Origin of the sequence: Streptomyces sp. NPDC087844, from assembly GCF_044742785.1 — a bacterium.
Lineage (GTDB): Bacteria > Actinomycetota > Actinomycetes > Streptomycetales > Streptomycetaceae > Streptomyces.
On the sequence record NZ_JBIUVD010000013.1, the window covers coordinates 153,647 to 172,274 of the forward strand.

General features: G+C 66.7%; 15 protein-coding genes and 3 pseudogenes. 13 read left to right on the forward strand and 5 right to left on the reverse strand.

Features of this window, described 5'->3' with window-relative positions; all coding sequences use genetic code 11:
- Positions 1–140: 140 nt before the first annotated feature.
- The 6 genes from ACIOKD_RS24850 to ACIOKD_RS24875 all read left to right on the forward strand — a co-directional run bounded on the left by ACIOKD_RS24850 (position 141) and on the right by ACIOKD_RS24875 (position 5,945).
- The gene (locus tag ACIOKD_RS24850; RefSeq protein ID WP_402087905.1) at positions 141–245 is read left to right on the forward strand and encodes an FAD-dependent monooxygenase; all 105 of its coding nucleotides are present in this window, start codon (positions 141–143) and stop codon (positions 243–245) included.
- A 98-nt stretch (positions 246–343) separates the two neighbouring features.
- Positions 344–514, forward strand: coding sequence for an FAD-dependent monooxygenase (locus ACIOKD_RS24855; protein WP_402087907.1), 171 nt, complete (start codon positions 344–346; stop codon positions 512–514).
- 1,521 nt (positions 515–2,035) lie between these two features.
- The gene (locus ACIOKD_RS24860; protein ID WP_402087910.1) at positions 2,036–2,896 is read left to right on the forward strand and encodes a type VII secretion system-associated protein; all 861 of its coding nucleotides are present in this window, start codon (positions 2,036–2,038) and stop codon (positions 2,894–2,896) included.
- 440 nt (positions 2,897–3,336) lie between these two features.
- Positions 3,337–4,311 carry an ABC transporter ATP-binding protein gene (locus tag ACIOKD_RS24865; RefSeq protein WP_402087913.1) on the forward strand — a complete coding sequence of 325 codons (975 nt, stop codon included), beginning with the start codon at positions 3,337–3,339 and terminating at the stop codon, positions 4,309–4,311.
- A complete protein-coding gene (locus ACIOKD_RS24870; RefSeq protein WP_402087916.1) occupies positions 4,311–5,138 on the forward strand; it encodes an ABC transporter permease in 828 nt (275 codons plus the stop codon). The genes ACIOKD_RS24865 and ACIOKD_RS24870 overlap by 1 nt, the downstream gene beginning before the upstream one ends.
- A gap of 99 nt (positions 5,139–5,237) precedes the next feature.
- Positions 5,238–5,945: a TetR/AcrR family transcriptional regulator gene (locus ACIOKD_RS24875; RefSeq protein WP_402087919.1), complete on the forward strand. Its 708-nt coding sequence runs from the start codon at positions 5,238–5,240 to the stop codon at positions 5,943–5,945.
- Between the two features lie 127 nt (positions 5,946–6,072).
- Here the strand turns inward: ACIOKD_RS24875 and ACIOKD_RS24880 are convergent, their stop codons facing one another.
- Together ACIOKD_RS24880 and ACIOKD_RS24885 are read right to left on the reverse strand one after the other, a co-directional pair.
- Positions 6,073–6,438 carry a RidA family protein gene (locus tag ACIOKD_RS24880; RefSeq protein ID WP_402087921.1) on the reverse strand — a complete coding sequence of 122 codons (366 nt, stop codon included), beginning with the start codon at positions 6,436–6,438 and terminating at the stop codon, positions 6,073–6,075.
- Between the two features lie 47 nt (positions 6,439–6,485).
- Complete coding sequence (locus tag ACIOKD_RS24885) at positions 6,486–8,015, reverse strand: monooxygenase (protein WP_402087923.1); 1,530 nt, start codon at positions 8,013–8,015, stop codon at positions 6,486–6,488.
- 318 nt (positions 8,016–8,333) lie between these two features.
- Between ACIOKD_RS24885 and ACIOKD_RS24890 the strand changes: the two genes are divergently transcribed.
- Positions 8,334–8,696 (forward strand): peptidase inhibitor family I36 protein, encoded by a 363-nt coding sequence (locus ACIOKD_RS24890; protein ID WP_402087926.1) that lies wholly within the window; start codon positions 8,334–8,336, stop codon positions 8,694–8,696.
- Positions 8,697–8,959: 263 nt separating this feature from the next.
- Positions 8,960–10,384 (forward strand): FAD-dependent oxidoreductase, encoded by a 1,425-nt coding sequence (locus ACIOKD_RS24895; RefSeq protein ID WP_402087929.1) that lies wholly within the window; start codon positions 8,960–8,962, stop codon positions 10,382–10,384.
- Between the two features lie 102 nt (positions 10,385–10,486).
- On the opposite strand, the gene ACIOKD_RS24900 is transcribed toward ACIOKD_RS24895, so the two are convergent.
- A complete protein-coding gene (locus ACIOKD_RS24900; RefSeq protein WP_402087932.1) occupies positions 10,487–10,957 on the reverse strand; it encodes a MarR family winged helix-turn-helix transcriptional regulator in 471 nt (156 codons plus the stop codon).
- Positions 10,958–11,030: 73 nt separating this feature from the next.
- Here ACIOKD_RS24900 and ACIOKD_RS24905 point away from each other — a divergent pair, with 73 nt between their 5' ends.
- Positions 11,031–12,002, forward strand: coding sequence for an oxidoreductase (locus ACIOKD_RS24905; protein WP_402087935.1), 972 nt, complete (start codon positions 11,031–11,033; stop codon positions 12,000–12,002).
- Positions 12,003–12,055: 53 nt separating this feature from the next.
- A pseudogene (locus ACIOKD_RS24910) lies at positions 12,056–12,457 on the forward strand (transposase); the annotation flags it as partial.
- Here ACIOKD_RS24910 and ACIOKD_RS24915 read toward each other — a convergent pair.
- Positions 12,454–14,112: pseudogene (locus ACIOKD_RS24915) on the reverse strand (ISAzo13 family transposase). The pseudogenes ACIOKD_RS24910 and ACIOKD_RS24915 overlap by 4 nt on opposite strands.
- A gap of 56 nt (positions 14,113–14,168) precedes the next feature.
- Between ACIOKD_RS24915 and ACIOKD_RS24920 the strand changes: the two are divergent.
- The 3 genes and pseudogenes from ACIOKD_RS24920 to ACIOKD_RS24930 all read left to right on the forward strand — a co-directional run.
- A pseudogene (locus tag ACIOKD_RS24920) lies at positions 14,169–14,957 on the forward strand (IS701 family transposase); the annotation flags it as partial.
- 439 nt (positions 14,958–15,396) lie between these two features.
- A complete protein-coding gene (locus ACIOKD_RS24925; protein WP_402087938.1) occupies positions 15,397–15,582 on the forward strand; it encodes a hypothetical protein in 186 nt (61 codons plus the stop codon).
- Positions 15,579–17,627 carry an ATP-binding protein gene (locus ACIOKD_RS24930; protein ID WP_402087941.1) on the forward strand — a complete coding sequence of 683 codons (2,049 nt, stop codon included), beginning with the start codon at positions 15,579–15,581 and terminating at the stop codon, positions 17,625–17,627. The genes ACIOKD_RS24925 and ACIOKD_RS24930 overlap by 4 nt, the downstream gene beginning before the upstream one ends.
- Here the strand turns inward: ACIOKD_RS24930 and ACIOKD_RS24935 are convergent.
- Positions 17,548–18,483 (reverse strand): ABC transporter substrate-binding protein, encoded by a 936-nt coding sequence (locus tag ACIOKD_RS24935; RefSeq protein ID WP_402087944.1) that lies wholly within the window; start codon positions 18,481–18,483, stop codon positions 17,548–17,550. The two genes, ACIOKD_RS24930 and ACIOKD_RS24935, sit on opposite strands and share 80 nt — an antisense overlap.
- Positions 18,484–18,628: the final 145 nt, after the last annotated feature.

Below are 18,628 nucleotides of genomic sequence, written 5' to 3' on the forward strand. Positions count from 1 at the left end.
GTCGTTCTCGCGTCGAGGGGGGAGCGCATGGGGGACGAGGGGGTGCCGTCCCTTGCGCCGGTTGCCGAACGGTTCACCGGTACCCCTATAGTGAACGCTGTTCACGTGAGCAATGTTCGCTAAATTGAGGAGTGCCTGGGATGGACACGGATGTGATCGTCGTGGGCGCCGGCCCGACCGGGCTGATGCTTGCCTGCGAGCTGGCACTGGCAGGTGCTTGTACGCGGGAACGCAGCGCAGTGTGACTCGCGTGCGTTGACTCTCCATCCGCGCAGCATGGAGTTGCTGGATCTGCGGGGCCTCGCACCTCGCTTTCCCGCCGCCGGCCGGACTCGGCGTTGTCATGACCGTCCGGACACCTGATGGCAGAACCGAAACCCTGCGCGCCAGGTACGCGGTGGGGTGTGACGGCGGGCGCAGCTTTGTCCGGAAGGCGGCGGAAATAGACTTCCCCGGAACCGACGAGTCCCTGACCGGAGTCCCGTTCGGTCGCCGCACGGAACCACCGCAGTAGGTCCATCCCGTAGGAGCGAACTGTTGCCGCGCTGCGGCCGGCCGCTTGCAGATCACGGAAGTACGCGCTCACCGCCTCGACTGGAACCTCGTCGCAGTCAAGCAGGCGATACGGCTCCCACGGATCGCCGGTCGCTGCGAGCGAGTCCACCAGCGGAACCACCAGGGACGCGAGATCCCGCTGCGACACCTCGTCTGTCGTCACGGGCAGCGACCGTAAAGCAACGAGCCCCGACATGTCCTGTGAACTGCGAAAACAGCTGCCTTAGTTCAGTCAACATGAGCGCGTAGCGGTCCACTCGTGGGGTCAGCAGCCGCCCGGTCTCGACGTGGTCCCCGGGCAGCGGCCGCAGCAAGGGCTTCTCGATGGCGAAGTGCTCGCCGACGGTGCGCGGGCGCTCACCGATCCGGCGCTGGTCGTCCTGCTGGCCCCCTCGACCTGGGCGTTGAGCTCGGCCAGGTGGCGACGTCGGGGACGGGGACCAAGTGGTTGCGGCGGAATCGGCCGACCTCACCCTTGACGCCGCCCTTCTCGTGGGCGCCGTCAATGCCGGGCCGGCAGTAGAAGACCTCCAGGCCGGCCCAGGAGCGGAACGCGGTCCATCGCTCGGTCTCCACCCGGGCCCGGGTGAAGCCGAGGACCTGAGCGACCGCAGAGCTGAGGTTGTCATAGCGGACTTTCCCGCGCGGCAACCCTCCCAGCACCTGGAAAGCATGGAGGTGACCCTCGAAGTGGGCTTCCTGAGCTTGCGAGACGAAACCGCGGCGAACCAGATCATTGGCTGGCCAGTCCCTGCTCAGAGACGACCGGCGCACGGGACACACCAGGCGTGCTCAGCCAAGCGGTGGCGTTCAGATCTGGGCAGCTCGCCTAGCGCGGGCGGCGACTGCATTCAACCGCCGGGCAGTTCAGGTCTCCGCCCTCCCGCTGTCCGGTTGCCGGCAGCCCCGACAGCGCGGATGGACTCAGCGGACGCTATCGGCCCGGCACGAGCGGCCCGGGCCCCCAGCCTGAGTTTGAGCAGTGTTTGACCGGCTGCTGACCTGGTGATCGGCCCCCACCTGGTAGATAGTCAAATTTTGAGAGGCCGGGGAGACCGGTTGAAGGGGGCAGGATGCATCCCGACACCGGCGCGGCAACCCGTGTCACCCCTGCGAGCCGAGAACCACTGTGTGCGAGCGGTGAGTTGGGAAGAGCATGCCCAAGCATCGGAGGAGTGCGGGCGAGCGGAGCATTAACCGGAAGTGGTGTCTCGGCTCTCAGCACAGCCTTCGTGCTGGCCGGAGCTTGGAGAGCGCGTGGCTCTGCCGTGTACGCCTCCTCGGCCGATGCGGCGTACAGACCTACGGCGCACGCGGTGTCCGGGCTGAGTTGTGCGGCCAGATACTCGAAGTCGACGGGTGACTTCTTCCAAGGGTTTTCCCAACGGACATGCACACACGTGTGATCGCCGTCGACATGGGTGGGCTGCCTGCCGTATCGGAGAGATGCTCGGTACCCACTGAACTAAGGACAGCAGTGATGACTGAACACACCACTGATGAGGACACCATGGCGAACCCGGGCGAAGCGCGAGACGCGAAAACGGTTGAGGACGCCGAGACACCGGTCAGCTCGGCCCCGTCGCCCGCAACCTTCCACACCGAGTCGGTGCGGGCCGGGTCCAGAACGGACAACGGTCCTGGGACAGCGGTCCACAGCGGGATCCTGGAGGGCGTCGACGGCCTGCCGATCCCCGACGAGATCCGGGAAGCGGGCAGGTCCGTACCGGACCAGTGGCTGGACATGGTGGACCCGGCGTGGTCTGGAGAAGGCGAGCCCCCGAAGTGGGCGTCGGTAGGTCGGTGGCGCACGGGGCTGGACGGCGAGATCGAAGAGTGGCAGGACAATCCGGAGTACCGGCCCTCCCCTCGGGCGCTCGGTTGGCCGGAACCGGAGGACGACGTCGACAAGGCGATCCAGCTCGCTGCGACCGGCTACGGCCCAGGGGAGGCGGTGCCGCGCGCGCTGGCCGACCGGGAGGTGGCCGTCCTGGCCAGCCCTGGGGGCGGCCCGCTTGCCACCGTCACCCCCGGAGGGGACCCTGCCGTCCCCCTGTTCACCTCCCTGGTTCACCTGCACACCGCCGGGCGTTTCGGGTTCGAGTTGATCAGCGCGGTCGAACTACTGGATCGACTGCCCGAGGGGCACTTGCTCCATCTGAATCCCTCCGCGCCGGTCAGCATGATGCTGGAACCCGATGCCCTGCGTGAGGCCGCTGAAGCCCGCACCGATGTTCCGGACAAGGTTGCTCCTCAAACAGACAGCGACATACCGGCCGCTCCCCGGCCGGGCACCTCCGGTTCAGACACCCCCGGTGGTGGCCCGGCGATCGATGAGTAGACCACGGCGTGCTCTGCAGAGCAGATCGCCGGGAGCGGCGCTGCCGCGAGTGTCGTACGGGGATGGAAGGGTGAGCCGTTGGTCCTCCGCCCTCCCATGCCGGGGTGGTGGCTCCGGGGTGTTTGATGTCCGCTGCTCACGGCACTGGCCGCGAACCCGGACAACTGCACCATCGACCTCGGTTCCACAGGCCGGTCCCGCGTCCAACGACGGGTCGGCACTTGAGGGGCCGCCTCACCTGGACGGCAGGCATGCGCGCAGAGCCGCGCGTCATTGGGCGCCTGTCAGCGGGTAAGTGATCGTCCCGTGTTGGCGCCGCCCTGCGAGCGGGTGTACAGGACCTGTACGGCAGGCGCAGTAGGCAGTACCACGGGCGTGGAAGCTTGAAGTGCCCGCGCAGGGCTGACGACCGGGAGATCCACGATCGGCAACCTGAGGACATGATTGAACTCAACAACCTGACGAAGCGCTACGGCAGCAGGACCGCCGTCGATTCACTCACCTTTTCCATCAGGCCGGGCATCGTCACCGGGTTCCTCGGTCCCAACGGAGCCGGCAAGTCCACCACCATGCGCATGATCCTCGGCCTCGATCGGCCCACCTCTGGAACCGCGACCGTGAACGGCCGTCCCTACGCCGAACATCGAGCGCCCATGCACGAGATCGGCGCCTTGCTGGAAGCCAAGTCCATCCATCAGGGACGCTCCGCCTTCAATCACCTGCGGGCGATGGCCGCCACCACTGGTGTCCCGCGCCACAGGGTCGAGAAAGTGATCGACCTCGTCGGACTGACCGAAGTCGCCCACAAGCGGGCGGGCGGCTTTTCCCTGGGAATGGGTCAGCGCCTCGGCATCGCCTCGGCGCTGCTGGCTGACCCCCAGGTGGTCATGCTGGACGAGCCAGTCAACGGCCTCGACCCCGAGGGCATTCTCTGGATCCGTAACCTGCTCAAGGGGCTGGCCGAGGAAGGCCGGACCGTCTTCGTCTCCTCGCATCTGATGAGCGAGATGGCACTTACCGCGGAACACCTCGTAGTGGTCGGACGCGGCCGGCTGATCGCCGATGTGTCGGTGGCCGAATTCACCGCGCAGGCGGCCGGCAACACCGTACGAGTGCGTTCACCGCAGGCCGCGCAGATTCGGGAACAACTGGCAGGACCGGACGTCACAATCACTCGTCTCGAACCAGAGGTGCTGGAGATCGCAGGGCTCACGCCCCATCAGATTGGGGACCGTGCCGCGGAGTTCGGGTTTGCCCTGCACGAACTCTCCCCGCAGCGGGTCTCACTGGAGGAGGCGTTCATGGAGATGACCCGGAACGCCGTCGAATATCACGCCACAACCTCTGCGGACAGAGCCGGAGCCACGCGAAGCGCACGTGGTGACAGGCCCATCGACTCCGGAAAGGCCCTCTGATGCCCGCCTCCCTCGCACCGGACCCGAGCTCTCGGCCCGGGCCCCCTGATCTGGGCGTCACCCTGCGACGGGTCGTCGCGTCCGAGTGGATCAAATTCTGGTCGCTGCGGTCCACCGCCTACACCCTCCTGGGGGCCGTCGTGGCCCTGGTCGGGTTCGGGCTGATCGCCGCCTCGGTCACGTCCGGCGGCGGCACCATGGAGGGTCCCGGTGAAGGAACCACCACCGACCCGACCGGCATCAGCCTGGCCGGCACCGAACTGGCCCAGCTCGTCATCGGTACCCTCGGAGTGCTGCTCCTCGCCGGCGAGTACAGCACCGGCATGATCCGCTCCACACTCGTCGCCGTACCCCGGCGTCTTCCGACGCTCTGGGCCAAGGCCGCCGTGTTCACCGGCGTTCTGCTCACCGTCGGAGCGATCTCGGTCACCGGTACGTTCTTCGCCGGGCAGGCCGTTCTCGGCTCCGACGGCGCCTCCCTCGCCGACCCCGGAGTCCTGCGCGCGGTCGCCGGAGCCGTCGTCTACCTGACCGGCATCGGACTCCTGGGGATGACGTTCGGTGCCATCTTGCGCAACACCGCGGGCGCGGTGACCACCTTGTTCGCTGTGATCTGGCTGATACCCGGGCTGATGGAGGTCGCTCTCCCGGACAGCTGGCACGACAGAGTCGGGCCCTACTTTCCTTCCACGGCCGGTTCCGCTTTCATGACCGTGAACCCCGGTCCGGACCTGCTGTCGCCGGGTGCGGGGCTGGCGGCGTTTGCCGGCTGGCTGGTCGTACTGCTGGGCGCGGCCGCATGGCAGCTGAAGCGACGGGACGCTTAGAGACATTGCCCATGCGGGTGATGCTGGAGCAAAGTCTCGGTGGGGACGATGAGTCGTCGGCGCCGCTTTTACTGAACGTCGTTCACTACAGTGTCGGGCATGGATATTCCGTCGACGCCCGTACGAGGGCGTCCCGCCCGCCTGGACGCAACGAGAACCGTCGAGACGGCTCTGGACCTTCTCGACGCGCACGGTCTCGATGCGTTGACCATGCGACGGCTGGCCGATGCCGTAGGCGCGCGGGCCGGTGCTCTGTACCGGTACTTCGCGACGAAGCAGGATCTGCTGACCGCGATGGCGGAGTACATGCTGGCTGACGTGCAGAAATCCGTCGCTGCACGTCCGGGAGCGGCGGGGGACTGGCAGGATCGGCTGGCCGGCCTTGCGTATGGCTTGCGTGCTGCCCTGCTGGCCCGCCGTGATGGTGCTCGCGTGTTCGCCGGCACCCATTCGACCGGTGTGAACACCCTCGGATTCTCCGAAGCGGTGACGGGAGTGCTGAGGGAAGCGGGGTTCGCTGACGACGATGCGGTTCGGGCCCTTCTGGTGTTGGCCAACTTCACGTTGGGGCACACCCTTGAGGAGCAGGCCGTGCTTCAAGTGGAGCCTTCCGAATCCGCTGAGATCCGTCGCTTGTCCGAGGCCGTGGCGGCGGGCAGGTTTCCGAACCTGGCGGCGGGTCTCCACGCGCTGGCCAGCGCCGATTACGAGGCCCACTTCGAGTTTGGCCTGAGCCTGCTCATCCGTGGGCTGGAGGCGCTGGATCGCAGGGTGGAGACGCGGCGCGGCGCTGGCCGGCCGTCATAGAGCAGAGCGGTTCGGTGCGGGCGGGTCTGTCCGGCCCTCCTTCGGCGACGACGGTGCCGCCGAAGGAGCGGCCATGCTGCGTCGGGAGGCATTCCACGAGGAGCCTGCCGAGCCGGGAGTTGCCCAGCTACGGCGTAACGTGCGGAATGGTGCCAACAGCTGCGATCACCCTTACCTCGACGAGATCTTCTGGTGCGAAGAGGGTTGGTACGCACACGAGTGTGCTTGCGGGCGCCATAGAGACCCCGTCTCGTAGGGGCCCGAATACTGCTGGCAACAGTAAGGCGATGTAGTCGACGACATAGACGGTCTCTTCGATGACGTCGTCCCGCGTAGCGCCGACCGCGGCCAAGGCGGTGTCGAGATTACGAACGATCTGTGCTGCCTGGGCGGCATGGTCACCAAGTCCTTCAAGCCGTCCTTCGCTGTCCCAGGCGACCTGCCCGGACAGAAGGACAAGTTGATTTCCCTCGACGGCAACGACCTGGCTCATCTGGTCGGACGGGTTGTACAGAGAAGGGGGATCGACGCGAGTCGCTGTCAAGAGCCGGCGACTACCGCAGGGGTGCCGGCCCAGTCGGCCAGTGCACGCGTGCGCTCGGCGCGCCGGAGCTGGAGGTCGGTGCGCCGGGTGGCCCAGGCGACGTGCCCGTCGGGTCGGACAAGGATCTCGGTTACGCCGTCGAGACCGGCGTGCTCGGCGTAGTGAGTGACCGTGAAGCTGTCGACATGTGAGTCCCGGCCTGAGGTGATGGTCTCCGCCGGATTGACTTCTCCGGTGAAGTCGAGCAGTACGAAGTGCCCGGAAGAGAACAGGTCGTAGGCCCGTGTCGCGTCCGAGCCGACCACGCTGAGCTCGATGTCGGGCATGCGCCGCCCTTCCAGTGGATCCGCGTCGGCGCGAGCCGAGGGATAGACGGTATCGAGGGCCGAAACCTGCCCGGCGACAAGGCGATTGACCTCGGGCAGGCCGAGCAACTGATCCAGGAGTTTGCGCAGGGCGGTTGCGGGCCGCTGATACTGGGGCACGAGGGTGAGTTCCGCCAGCAGGGTCTGGACCTCCGTGTTCTCGGTGACGGCCTGGCCCACCGGGCGGCGTTCGGTGTCGTAGGTATCCAGGAGCCCGAGCGGTGCCCATCCGCCGATCACCGCGGCCAGCTTCCAGCCCAGGTTCATGGCGTCCTGCAAACCGGTGTTGAGCCCTTGGCCCGCTGCGGGGAAGTGGATATGGGCGGCGTCTCCTGCCAGCAGCAGGCGCCCCGCACGGTAACGCTCGGCGAGCCGGGTGGCATTGCCGAAGCGTGACATCCACTGAGGCTCGGCGACCCCGCAGTCGGAGCCGGTGATCCGGATCAGCGACGTACGGAACTCCTCCAGAGTCACCAGCTCACTGGAGGGCACGCGCAGCCGCTCCGGATCCATATAGACGAAGCGAGTCACTCCGCCCTCCAGCGGGACCACGAGAACACCGTGATCGCGGGCCGAGGCGAGAGCGGCAGGATCCGGGGTTGCGACCGCGAAGTCGCCGAGGACGCCGGTCAGGGATTCGTCGGTTCCGGGGAAGCCGATCCCCGCCGCCTGCCGCACGAAACTGCGCCCGCCGTCACACCCCACCGCGTAACGGGCCCGTATGTTCTCGACGCTTCCGTCAGGTACTCGAACGCTCATGTCGACGCCGTCGTCGTCCCGGCTCAGGCCGACGGTCTCGTACCCGCGGTTGATCGTGACACCGAGTTCGAGTGCGCGTTCCTCCAGCAGTGCCTCGGTACGTGCCTGGGCCAGGAACAGGGTGTAGCCATGTCGGCTGTCCAGCGCGGCGAAGTCGAGCCGCGTGTCGAGGGCGGCGAAGTGCCAGCCGGGCAGGGTCCGGCCGGGGGCCAGGAAGCGCGGTGCGAGGCCCCGCAGATCCAGCAGCTCCACGCTGCGCGGATGCAGGGTCAGCGCGCGGGAGTCCCGTTGCGGTTCGGTGCGGCGCTCCACGATCTGCGTCCGGGTGCCCGCCAGCGCCAGCTCGCAGGCAAGCATCAAGCCGGTTGGGCCCGCGCCCACGATGATGACGTCAGTGTCCATGTCAGCTACCTCACGTATTTAGTGAACGACGTTCACGTGAACGCTGTTCACTATAGCGACACCGCTGGACCGCGACGCAAGGGCAACAGTCCTCAGAGGCCTTCACCGGCCCGTCGGTTGGGTAAAACGGAGATGACCAAGGACTGACCAGTGAATGGTCTGTAGCACGTGACGCCTTGGCACGGACACTTCCTGACGGCGCGGGGTGGACCGGGCGGACTGCCCGTCCCACTGTGCGCGTGTACATTCCCGATTCAGACTGGTGCTGCGACCGGCACCGCTTGGTGTGCCGACGTCGCCGGACAGGAGAAGACAAAGATGATTCGCAGACGGCTCGCCCGCACTCTGATGACGGCGTCTGTGCTGGTTGGAGCGCTTGCTACGCTCAACGCCGGTACCGCGCAGGCTGGTTCCAGTCAGTGCAAGGCCGGACAGTTCTGTATCTGGGAAAACTCCAGCTACCAGGGCATGTTCGCATCGAGCCAGTACGACAAGTCCAACGTTGGCAGCGCGATGAACGACCGTACGACTTCCTTCTGGAACCGTACGGATCACACCGTGTGCATGTACGAGAACAGCAACTTCCAGGGCGAGCCTTTCGCATGCACGGCCGCCGGTTCCTCGTCTCCTGCGTTGAAGTCGCGCAACGACACGCTGACCGGCTTCAAACACTTCCGCTGAGAAGGGCCGTACCGCTCTGACAAGTTGACGGCTCCGGGGCCCGATCCCCGGGGCGAGATGCCTGGGCATGGACTCTGACACCGATGCAGGTCACTACCGGTGGCCTGCATTCAGGCGTCCCATAGCGCCTCCCGTGGGGCGTTGCGCGGAGCGAAAGGCCACTCCCGGCGGCACACCCACATGATGAGCACTGTCTGACCTGGTTCTGGCCATGATCACCTCGCACTCTGGTGGGCACGAGACGTCCACCCCACGGAGTACAAGTGCCTCACATTGTGGTTATCGGCGCGGGACCGACGGGTCTGCTGACCGCCGCGCTCCTCGCGAATGAAGGAATGCGCGTCACGGTTCTCGACCGCGATCCCGGAGACACCGCCAGTACCGACGCGACACCGCCGCGGCCGGGCCGACGTCCTGGCGTCGCACAGTCCGGCCTGGCGCACTGCCTGATGCCCGGTGGCGCGTTCATCCTGCGTGATGAAACCCCGACGACGCTGGACGTGCTACGCGAGCTTGGCGGGCGGCCGCACAACGTCATCGGCGGGACATGGGGCATCGGAAATGCGGGATTCCGTCAGCCGGACGACGACCGCTTCGAAACCGTTGCTGCCCGCCGTTTCCTTCTGGAAGCAGCTCTGAACGCCACTGTCCATGAAATGCCAGGAGTGACCGTACTCCGCGGCCCCAGCCACGCGGTCACCTCACTGGTGCAAAGCGCGGAGTCGCACGGTGTGATTCCGCATGTAGCAGGCGTGACCACTGCTGACGGGCGGACGCTACCGGCGGATCTGGTCGTCGATGCCTCGGGGCGGTCCACCCGGGTTCCGGCCCTGCTGGCGGACTGTGGGGTACCCGTGATCTCCGAAAGGGCCGATGCGGGGTTCCGCTACTACACACAGCACTTCCGCTCGCCCACCGGATCAGTCCCCCCGCCGACCTCATGGCCGGTCTACCACCATGACAGCCTGTCCGTGGTGGCGCTGCCCGGCGACAACGACACGTGGTCTGTCACCCTCGTGACGTCCGAGCGGGACCAGGAGCTGCGCGTGCTAGGCCAGCGGGACACATGGCGACGGGCGGCCGCCCTGTATCCCCGGGTGGGCCACTGGATGGACGGCGAGCCTGTGGACGGCATCCTTGCGATGGGTAGCACCGCCACCTCGCACCGGCGCTACGTACGGGACGGGCGGCCGGTCGTGACCGGTCTGGTCCCGGTGGGGGACGCCTCTGCCACCAGCAACCCGCAGTTCGGTCTTGGCATGACGCTGGGGTTCCGCCAGGCAGTGCTGCTCCGGGATTCCTTGCTGGCCGCTCCGGCCCGCCGGCCGGACGAATTCGTGCTGCACTTCGCCGCGGAAACCGAAGAGAAGATCTCTCCGGTGCTCGCCGGTCTCGCGGCGTGGGACCGGGAACGGCTCGCCGAGGTGGACGCCTCGATCAAGGGGCAGACCCACCGGTCCACCGATCCGCAGTGGCTCTTCCGCGTCGCGCTGGACACTGCCCGCTGGAAGGACGGGAGGATCCTCCGAGCCATGGCCTCTGTCGGCTGCGGCATTTCCACCACGCAAGAGGCGTTCGCAGGCGCAGACCTTGTGTCGCGTGCGATGGAACTGGGAGCGGACGCACCGCGCTACAGCGACCCCGGGCCCACGCGCGGGGAGTTGCTCGCCGCGCTGGACTCTCACTGAGGCATCCGAGACGCTCTGTCCGCGCCCGCCCGCTCTGCCCGCGTTGGGTCGTCGTCCCGACGCGGGCACCTGGACGTACCGCGTTCATGGCGAGGCCCTCGATCAGGTGCGAGGCTCTGCCCGGCCCGCGCCGCCCTGAGAGGCGAGACGGTCCAGCAGCTCCACGAGTGAACTCAGCTGGGAGGCTGAGAGGGAGGCGAAGATCGACCGTTCGACGAGGTAGGTCATGAGTTCCTGGCGCTTCTTCTCGCCGTCGGGCGTGAGATGCACTGTCTTGGAGCGCCGGTCCTGTGGGTCCTCACGCCGTTCCGCGAGTCCGGCTTTGACGAGGCGCTCCACCAGGGGGGTCACGTTCGAGCGGTCGCAATGCATGGCCGTGGCCAAGTCCTTCATGGCGGGCGGTTGCTGCCCCGGGACGAGATGCCACATCAGCTCGGCGAGAGGAAAGGTCAGCCCGGTGGCGCGCACCACGCCCTCCATGCTCGCGGCCACGGTTCGTGAACCGGCCGCGAAGGCGATGGCCAGTCGGCGCATCAACTCCGCGGATGAGTCTTGATCGGCAGTGTGTGTCATACGTGACCCTCGTCTCTTTGGGTGAGTGCTTCTATAGTTGAGTAGCTAAATGATTTGCTGATATCTTCATTCTATGACCACCTTCAAGCGGTCCCCCGATAGCTGGACCCCTGCCGATGTGCCCGACCAGACCGGTCGAACCTTCGTCGTGACAGGAGGCAACGCGGGTATCGGCTACTTCATCAGCGAACATCTCGCCCGTGCCGGCGCCCATGTCGTCATCGCCTCACGCAACGCGAAGAAGGCGGCAGCGGCTCAGTCCGCGATCCGCCACGAAGTGCCAGGCGCTTCTCTGGGATACCTGCACCTCGACCTCAACTCGATCGACGAGGTGCGAAAGGCGGCTGACGATCTCGCACGACTGCCGCGCATCGACGCGCTCATCGAGAACGCGGGAGTCATGTCGCCGCCCAGCAAGGGCGAGCGGACAGCGGACGGGCACGAGCTGATCATGGGCGTCTCCCATCTGGGCAACTTCGCCCTCACGGCGCTCGCGCTGCCCGTTCTGCAGCTCACACCGGGCAGCCGCATCGTGACCACGAGCAGCATGATGGCCAAGCGCTTCAATACGCCGGTCGATGACCTGGAGTCGCCCGCCCGTAATGCGGTCCTGGCCTACGCCCGGGCCAAATCCGCCGTCGAACTGTTCTCCTACGAGCTCGACCGGCGGCTGCGTGCCGCGCGCTCGCCGGTCAAGGCCGTCATCACGCATCCTGGAATGGGGCACGACTCGCTCAGCCCGAACCGCCCGGGTGTCCATGTCCACCGGCGCTTCGAACGGCTCAAGGAGCCCTTGTTCGCATTGGTGGGTCAGGGCAAGGACCTCAGCGCATGGTCCGCCGTGCGGGCGGCGACAGACCCTGCCGTCGAAGGCGGTCAGTACTGGGGCCCGCACAAGCGCGTCACGGGAATGCCCAGCCTCGTCGAAGGCGCGGCGCGCAACCGTGACCAGGCCACGGGTGAGCGTCTGTGGGCCGACTCCGAACGACTCACGGGAGTCACTTTCCGGGTGCCGGATGCGGCGCATACGGATGCCACGTCCTAATACTGCAACGGTGTCTACCGTGACTGCTGGCCAGCTCGGTCGTTGGTGTGGTTATGGGTGGGGACCTTGCTGATGTGCGTGTGTGGGCGAATGAGTTGGATGCGGTGCATGGGCGGTTCGTGCACCGGTTCAGCCGGTCGGAGCCGAGGGAGTCGGCGCTGGCCTATATGCGGGGACTGATCGCTCCGCTTGAGCGCAAGAACGGCTGGACGCTCGCGGAGGAGGCCGGCCATGGTGGGCCGGACCGTATCCAGCGGATGCTGAACCGGATCGAGTGGGACGCCGACGAGGTCCTCGACGATGTGCGCCGCTATGTGGTCGACCACCTCGGTGACCGGGAGGCGGTGCTTATTGTCGACGACACGGGCTTCCTGAAGAAGGGCACCCGCTCTGCGGGAGTGCAGCGGCAGTATTCCGGCACCGCGGGGGCCCGTATTTCAATAACTGTCAGCTACCGATTTCTGTTGGGGGATTTCGGGCGTGTAGTTGTTCCAACGTGCGGGCGGGCGATCCGGGTATCGGCGTGACGAGGATTCGGTGCAGGTCCAGGAGCCGTTTTGCGTCCTGGTACTGGATGGACAGGTTGGTGCGGTTGACGCCCAGTAGTTGGGCCAAGAACGTCATGGTCACCGCTCTGCGGCGGCGCAAGATGGCTGCCAGGAGCCGGTGGGTGTGGTCGACACTGCTGGTCTGTGGATGGCGGTAGCTGCGCGGGCGGTGGAAGCGTCGCTGGAATGCCGCCTCGGCCATGGCGTCCCAGAAAGGCTCCGAGACCTTCACCAAATGCTCGAAGGCGGTTCGTGACATGCCGGTCAGGGCCGGATCGGTGAGCATCGCGGTCAGGGCCGGGTCGGCCCGGCACGTCGTTGCCGGCGCGTCTGGCGCTCGCGGTGGAACGGGAGCCAGTGTGTAGTTCCAGTCGCCGTGGAAGACGTTGGGTGTGATGGGAAGGGCATGGAACTCCGCCGACGTCACGCTGATGCCGAGGTCGTAGCTGCCTGTGTCCAGTTCGGCCCCAATGGCCAGCCCTGTCTTGGTTGTTGTGGCAGCGATGGTCTCGAGGACGACCTGGTAGCTGGTCAGCGGTCGTCCTCGCCAGTTCGCGGTGATGTGACAGAACATCCGGTGCTCTATCTTGTTCCACTTCGAAGTGCCCGGCGGTAGGTGACAGACCGTGATCTCCAGGCCGCTCTCTCGTGCGAAGGTGGCGAGGTTGCTTTTCCAGGTCCAGCGACGGGGGTCGTTGGAGCCTCCGGAGTCGGCGGTGATCAGGAGCCGACTGGCATTCGGATGGTCCGCCCGTCCGCGGTGCTGCCACCAGCGGCGGATGGACTCCACCGCGAACTGGGCGGTGTCGTGGTCGGTGCCGACGTTGACCCATCCGCTGTTGTTGGCAATGTCGTAGATCCCGTAGGGGATCGCCATGGGCTGGTCGTTGGTGGTGAACGTGTGGCAGTCCACCTTGATCGCGTCTTTGCCCGGCCGCCAGGTGCGACCGGGCCGGTCCCGGTTGCCGAGCCACTCCTTGGCCTTGGTGTCGACGCTGATCACCGGCTGGGAGTCGTTGAGAAAGGCGGCGGCGGTGGCATTCAGGTGGGAGAACTGGGCATCGCGGTCCGGATGACTGATGCCCTCCGTCGTCTTCGCGGTTCCCTGCAGGCTGTAGCCCAGAGTGTGCAGCAGGTGTCCGACGGTTGAAGCGCTGATTGGGTGGTTTTGCGCGGTGAGGACCGATGCCAGGGCTCGCAACGACAACGTGGTCCACCGCAACGGGGAGACGGGGTCGCCTCGGGTGTGCGGCTCGATCAGCGACTCCAGCGCGGGCAGCAGACCAGGGTCGGTGTCTGTCAGCCGCTTGCGGCCCGCACCAGGAGCCCGGACCCGCAGAGTCGGCGAGGAGCAACCGGCCAACTCGGTCATACCGCGCGCGATGGTGGCAGTGCTGGTGCCGGAGGCGGCGGCAACCTGGACGATCCCCCCCGTGGCCGAGGGTCGTCGCCTCACTGGCCAGGTACAGCCGACGGCGACGCTCATCGAAGTGCGGCAGGATCTGATCGAACTTGGCCCGCAGAGCACGAGCGGCAACGCGGCCTGACAGACACGGGGTCATATCTCAGACTCCCACCAACACCCCTCTGCCGAGCACTTATTGAACTACGCGCCCCGGGCCGCACGGAGAACTCCCAGATCGGTGTGTTCCTCGCCTACGCCACCGGCCGCGGACGTACCCTGATCGACCGTCGTTTGTATCTGCCCACGTCGTGGACGGACGACCGGGAACGCTGCCGCCGGGCCGGCATCGGCGACGAGGTCGCTTTCGAGACGAAGGTGGTCATGGCCAAGGCGATGGTCCGCAGGGCCATCGCGGACCGGATCCCGTTTCGGTGGGTGACCGCGGATGCCGCCTACGGTTTCAGCAAGGGCTGGCGCTTCGAACTCGAGCAGGCCGATGTCTTCCACGTCATGGCCACGACCCGGCACGACACCGTCGTCACCCGCTGGGCACTCGACCATCCCGTCCATGACCTGTTTCCCAACCTGCCCCGGCAGAAGTGGAAGCGCCGTTCCTGCGGAGAGGGAGCACATGGCCGGCGGATCTACGACTGGGCCCGCGTCGAGGTGAGGCCCTGGCACCGCGAAGACCGCAGGCACTGGGTCATCGCCCGCCGCAGCGTCAGCCGGCCCGAGGAAATCTCCTACTACATCGCCTACTGCTCCGCCGACACCACCCTGGATCAGCTGATCCGGATCGCCGGCAGCCGGTGGGCTGTCGAGGAGTGCTTCCAGACCGCGAAGCAGGAGTGCGGCCTGGACGACTACCAGGTCCGCCGCTACCCCGGCTGGCACCGCCACATGACCTTCGCAATGGCCGCCCACGCCTGCCTCACCGTCCTGCGCGCCCGGCAGCTGGACACGGAGAAAGCAGAAACGGATCCTCCCAGCTCATCCAGCTGAGCCTCGCCGAGATCAGACGTCTGATCACCCGCCTCACCGACCGCCGCCCCACCCCCATCGACCACATCCTGCACTGGTCAACATGGCGCCGACGACGCCAGCACCAAGCCCGCCTCAGTCACTACAAACGACGCGGACACAGCCCCTGAAAACTGCCCAGCACTCAGAACAAGAACCGTTGCAGTACTAAGCCACGTCAGCCCCCTCGTTGCAGTCGGCAAGGTGGTCGGCCGTCCGCTCGCCATGGCCAGCGGTGCAGGCCCGCCGTCACGCCGATCGGCGGCGAGAGTCAGAAGGCGCGGAAGTCATGCAATGCATCTGACCTCCAAGTGCGCGTGAGATCTCGTGGTAGACGCCTTCACTCAGTTTTGCAGCACGGGAGGCCAAAGGTCTGTACCGGCGCTCTTTGCCTTGCTGTGATCTCGCGTACCTTACGCTCATGAAGGAACTCGCCCATTCGGACCGCAGCCTGGGGTGCATCCCCTGCAGCTCGTGCGGTCTCGGTGCCGTGACCCGTCCGCTGCAACTGATCGCCGTGGGATGCCAGGTGGACGCCGCGAAGACTGCCTTCTCGGCAATGCCCCTCCGCTACGCGCGCACCGCCGTCGGAGCAGGCACGGCATGAGCGAGGCAAACAACGCGAGTATCGGCGAGCGGATGGCCGATCGGCTGGACGGCGCTCACAGCCGCAACTTCGTGGGTCGGGCCGAGGAGACGAATCTCTTCCGGTCCGCTCTGCAAGGGGGGCCGGGAGAGCCTGTACTTCTCCTGGTGCACGGGCCGGGCGGCATCGGCAAGACCACATTCCTGCAGCACTGTGCGGTGCTGAGCCGGGCGGCCGGGCGCGCCGTCGTGTGGCTCGACTCCAGAAACATCGTTCCCCGGCCCGACGCGTTCGCGGAAGCCGCGGCGGAGGCCGCGCACCTGACCCGCCCGGTCCTGTTCGTGGACACCTTCGAGCGACTGCAAGAGATGCAGGGCTGGCTGCGGGATTCGTACCTGCCGCAGCTGCCCAGCGGCGCCCTGATCGTGCTCGCGGGCAGACTGCCTTTCGAACCTCAGTGGGAAACCAGCCTAGGCTGGGGAGAGTTGACGCGCACCGTCCTTCTGCGTGATCTGGCGCCGGGCGACGCGATGGCGCTCCTGGAGAGGCGAGGGGTCGAGCGAGAGCGCCGTGCACCACTGCACGCCTTCGCCGGCGGGCATCCCCTGGCGCTCCGCCTGGCCGCCGCCGTGTCCTTGCGCGCGGAGGCGAACTCCGAACCGGCCATTTGGGCACCGACACCAGAAGTGGTGGAGACGCTGCTGGGCGAGCTGATCGGTGAGGTGCCCAGCATGGCTCACCGGCGGGCACTGGAGATCTGCGCCTACGCACTGACCACGACAGAAGGACTTCTACAAGCCGTACTGGGCGAGCACGGCCCGCAGCTGTTCGCGTGGTTGCGGCAGTTGCCGTTCATTGAAGCGGGCTCGGGCGGGCTCTATCCACACGACGTGGTCCGGGACATCCTGGAAACGGATCTGCGCTGGCGCAACCCCGAGCGACGCGTGGCCATGGACGGCGCCATCCGCTCCCACATGATCCAGCGAGCGCGCACCGTCACGGGCAGCGACGGACTCCGTGCCGCGGCGGCGTTCAACCATCTGCAGTCGAAGATCGACTGGGTCGGCCGGTACCTCTCCGACCCGACCGAGCCGGACGTCTTCGAGGCGCCCTACGAACCTGGGGACAGGGACGCATTGCTGCGCATCACAGAACAGGTGGAAGGGGTGGAGTCGGCGCGACTGGTCGACCAGTGGCTGCGGCGGCAGCCTGAGGGCTTCCACGTGCACCGGCGCACCGGCACCGGTGAGCTGATCGGCTTTCTGGGCTGGCTCCGCCTGCACCCGGACGAGGACGCGGAGAACAGCACCGACCCGGTCGTGGCGGCGGTGTGGGAACACATCGCCCGGCACGGCCCGCTGCGGCCCGGTGAGCACGTGGCCGTAGCCAGGTTCCTCATCAACTCCGAGGCATATCAGCGCCCTTCGCGTTCCTGGGATCTGCTGAACGCACGCACCGTAGCCGAGATTCTGCACGCCGAGAGGTGCGGCTGGACGGCCACTGTCCTCGCGGACCCCGACTTCTGGCAGCCGCTGATGGACTATTGCGACCACCCCCGCTCACCCGTGGACGCCAAGGTCGGCGATCGCTCGTACGCCCTGTTCTGTCACGACTGGCGTGCCATCAGGGTGGACGAGTGGTTGGAGAGGATCAAGGACCGCCTCCAGCCTGGGCAGAGCCGGCAATCAGATGCCGGTGCGACACTCCTCGTGCTGTCCCGCGCCGACTTCGGTGACGCAGTACGCCACGCGTTGCGTTCCTGGCACGACGACAGCGAATTCGCCGCCACGCCGCTCGCGCGAAGCAGACTGGTCGCGACTGGGGAGAGTGACGACCCGATCAGGGAGCTGCGATCTGTTCTGTCCTCCGCCATCGATGCCCTGAGCCGAAACCCCCGCACGGTAGACGTACACGCCGCTCTCAAGGTGACCTTCTTGGACCGCACCCGTACGCAGGAAGACGCCGCGCGGCGCCTGGCAGTGTCGTTCAGTACGTATCGTCGGCACCTCGCCCGAGGGCTGGAAATGGTGTCGGATCGACTGTGGGAGCTTGAGATGCACGGTTGATGTGGCCGCGAACGCCGACCATGGCCGAGTCGGGCGCGGTGTCCTTGCTGTAGACCGCCTTGACCTGATTGGGCATCTGCATCACGGCGGCGGGTTCCGCGCCGTCGTGCATGAGGGAACGGGCGTACTGCTCGCGGTCGAGCGCGTAGCTGAGCGCACGCCGCAGATACACGTTGCCGAAAGGCTTCTGCCCGGTGTCGAAGGACAGGTACTTCACAGAGATCGATTCCGTGAGGAAGGTTCGTACATTCTTCGCCTTCCGCCAGCGGACCACGTCGTCCAGGGGAGCCTCGATCGTTCCGTCGATCTCGCCCGAACGCATGGCAGAGTCGAAGGGTGTCGGTGTCCGCCACCGTCTTGATGACCAGGCGGTCGGCTTCCGGCCGGGGCCCCAGTAGTGGGGGTTGCGGTGCAGGGTCAGATTCTTGACTGAGGAGAACGAGACCGCCCCGTAGGGCCCGGTGGCCACGGTGCCGATTCCCGGACTGCCGAGGTCCGAGGGATGCGCGCGGGCGAAGGACTTTTTGACGACCTGCCAGCCGACCGCGGCAACGGCCGGGAAAGTGGGATCGGGCTTGCTGAGGGTCACCGCTACCGTGTGTGCCCTCACAGCTTTGAGCGAGCCGAGCGCGAAGCCGTAGGCGGACGCCACCGCGGGATCCAGATGGCGGCGCAGCGAGTAGGCCGCACCCTCGGTGGTCATGGGCGTGCCGTCGGAGAACCGGACACCACTGCGGATGGTGTACGCGTACCGGGTGAGACTCACCTGTTTCCACGAGGACGCGATGCGGGGCACCGGGCGGCCCTCGATGTCGGTGCCCAGGACCGGGCGGAGAGAAGAAGTTGAGTTGCACACCGCTGCCTTTTTGTGATGCAGAAGTGTGGGAAGGGTGGTGATTCGCGGTCTTCGGGTCGGGCTTCGGGGGAGTGACCAAGATTTGGATAAGACATGACCTGGTTCACGGGTGGCGTGCGCGCCAGGCTGAAAGCCAGAAGAACCC

What these genes read in the sequence shown, in the direction of transcription:
- ACIOKD_RS24850 (WP_402087905.1), top strand. Translation starts at nt 141, where the DNA reads ATGGACACGGATGTGATCGTCGTGGGCGCCGGCCCGACCGGGCTGATG.
- ACIOKD_RS24855 (WP_402087907.1), top strand. Translation starts at nt 344, where the DNA reads ATGACCGTCCGGACACCTGATGGCAGAACCGAAACCCTGCGCGCCAGG.
- ACIOKD_RS24860 (WP_402087910.1), top strand. Translation starts at nt 2,036, where the DNA reads ATGACTGAACACACCACTGATGAGGACACCATGGCGAACCCGGGCGAA.
- ACIOKD_RS24865 (WP_402087913.1), top strand. Translation starts at nt 3,337, where the DNA reads ATGATTGAACTCAACAACCTGACGAAGCGCTACGGCAGCAGGACCGCC.
- ACIOKD_RS24870 (WP_402087916.1), top strand. Translation starts at nt 4,311, where the DNA reads ATGCCCGCCTCCCTCGCACCGGACCCGAGCTCTCGGCCCGGGCCCCCT.
- ACIOKD_RS24875 (WP_402087919.1), top strand. Translation starts at nt 5,238, where the DNA reads ATGGATATTCCGTCGACGCCCGTACGAGGGCGTCCCGCCCGCCTGGAC.
- ACIOKD_RS24880 (WP_402087921.1), bottom strand. Translation starts at nt 6,438, where the DNA reads ATGAGCCAGGTCGTTGCCGTCGAGGGAAATCAACTTGTCCTTCTGTCC.
- ACIOKD_RS24885 (WP_402087923.1), bottom strand. Translation starts at nt 8,015, where the DNA reads ATGGACACTGACGTCATCATCGTGGGCGCGGGCCCAACCGGCTTGATG.
- ACIOKD_RS24890 (WP_402087926.1), top strand. Translation starts at nt 8,334, where the DNA reads ATGATTCGCAGACGGCTCGCCCGCACTCTGATGACGGCGTCTGTGCTG.
- ACIOKD_RS24900 (WP_402087932.1), bottom strand. Translation starts at nt 10,957, where the DNA reads ATGACACACACTGCCGATCAAGACTCATCCGCGGAGTTGATGCGCCGA.
- ACIOKD_RS24905 (WP_402087935.1), top strand. Translation starts at nt 11,031, where the DNA reads ATGACCACCTTCAAGCGGTCCCCCGATAGCTGGACCCCTGCCGATGTG.
- ACIOKD_RS24925 (WP_402087938.1), top strand. Translation starts at nt 15,397, where the DNA reads ATGAAGGAACTCGCCCATTCGGACCGCAGCCTGGGGTGCATCCCCTGC.
- ACIOKD_RS24930 (WP_402087941.1), top strand. Translation starts at nt 15,579, where the DNA reads ATGAGCGAGGCAAACAACGCGAGTATCGGCGAGCGGATGGCCGATCGG.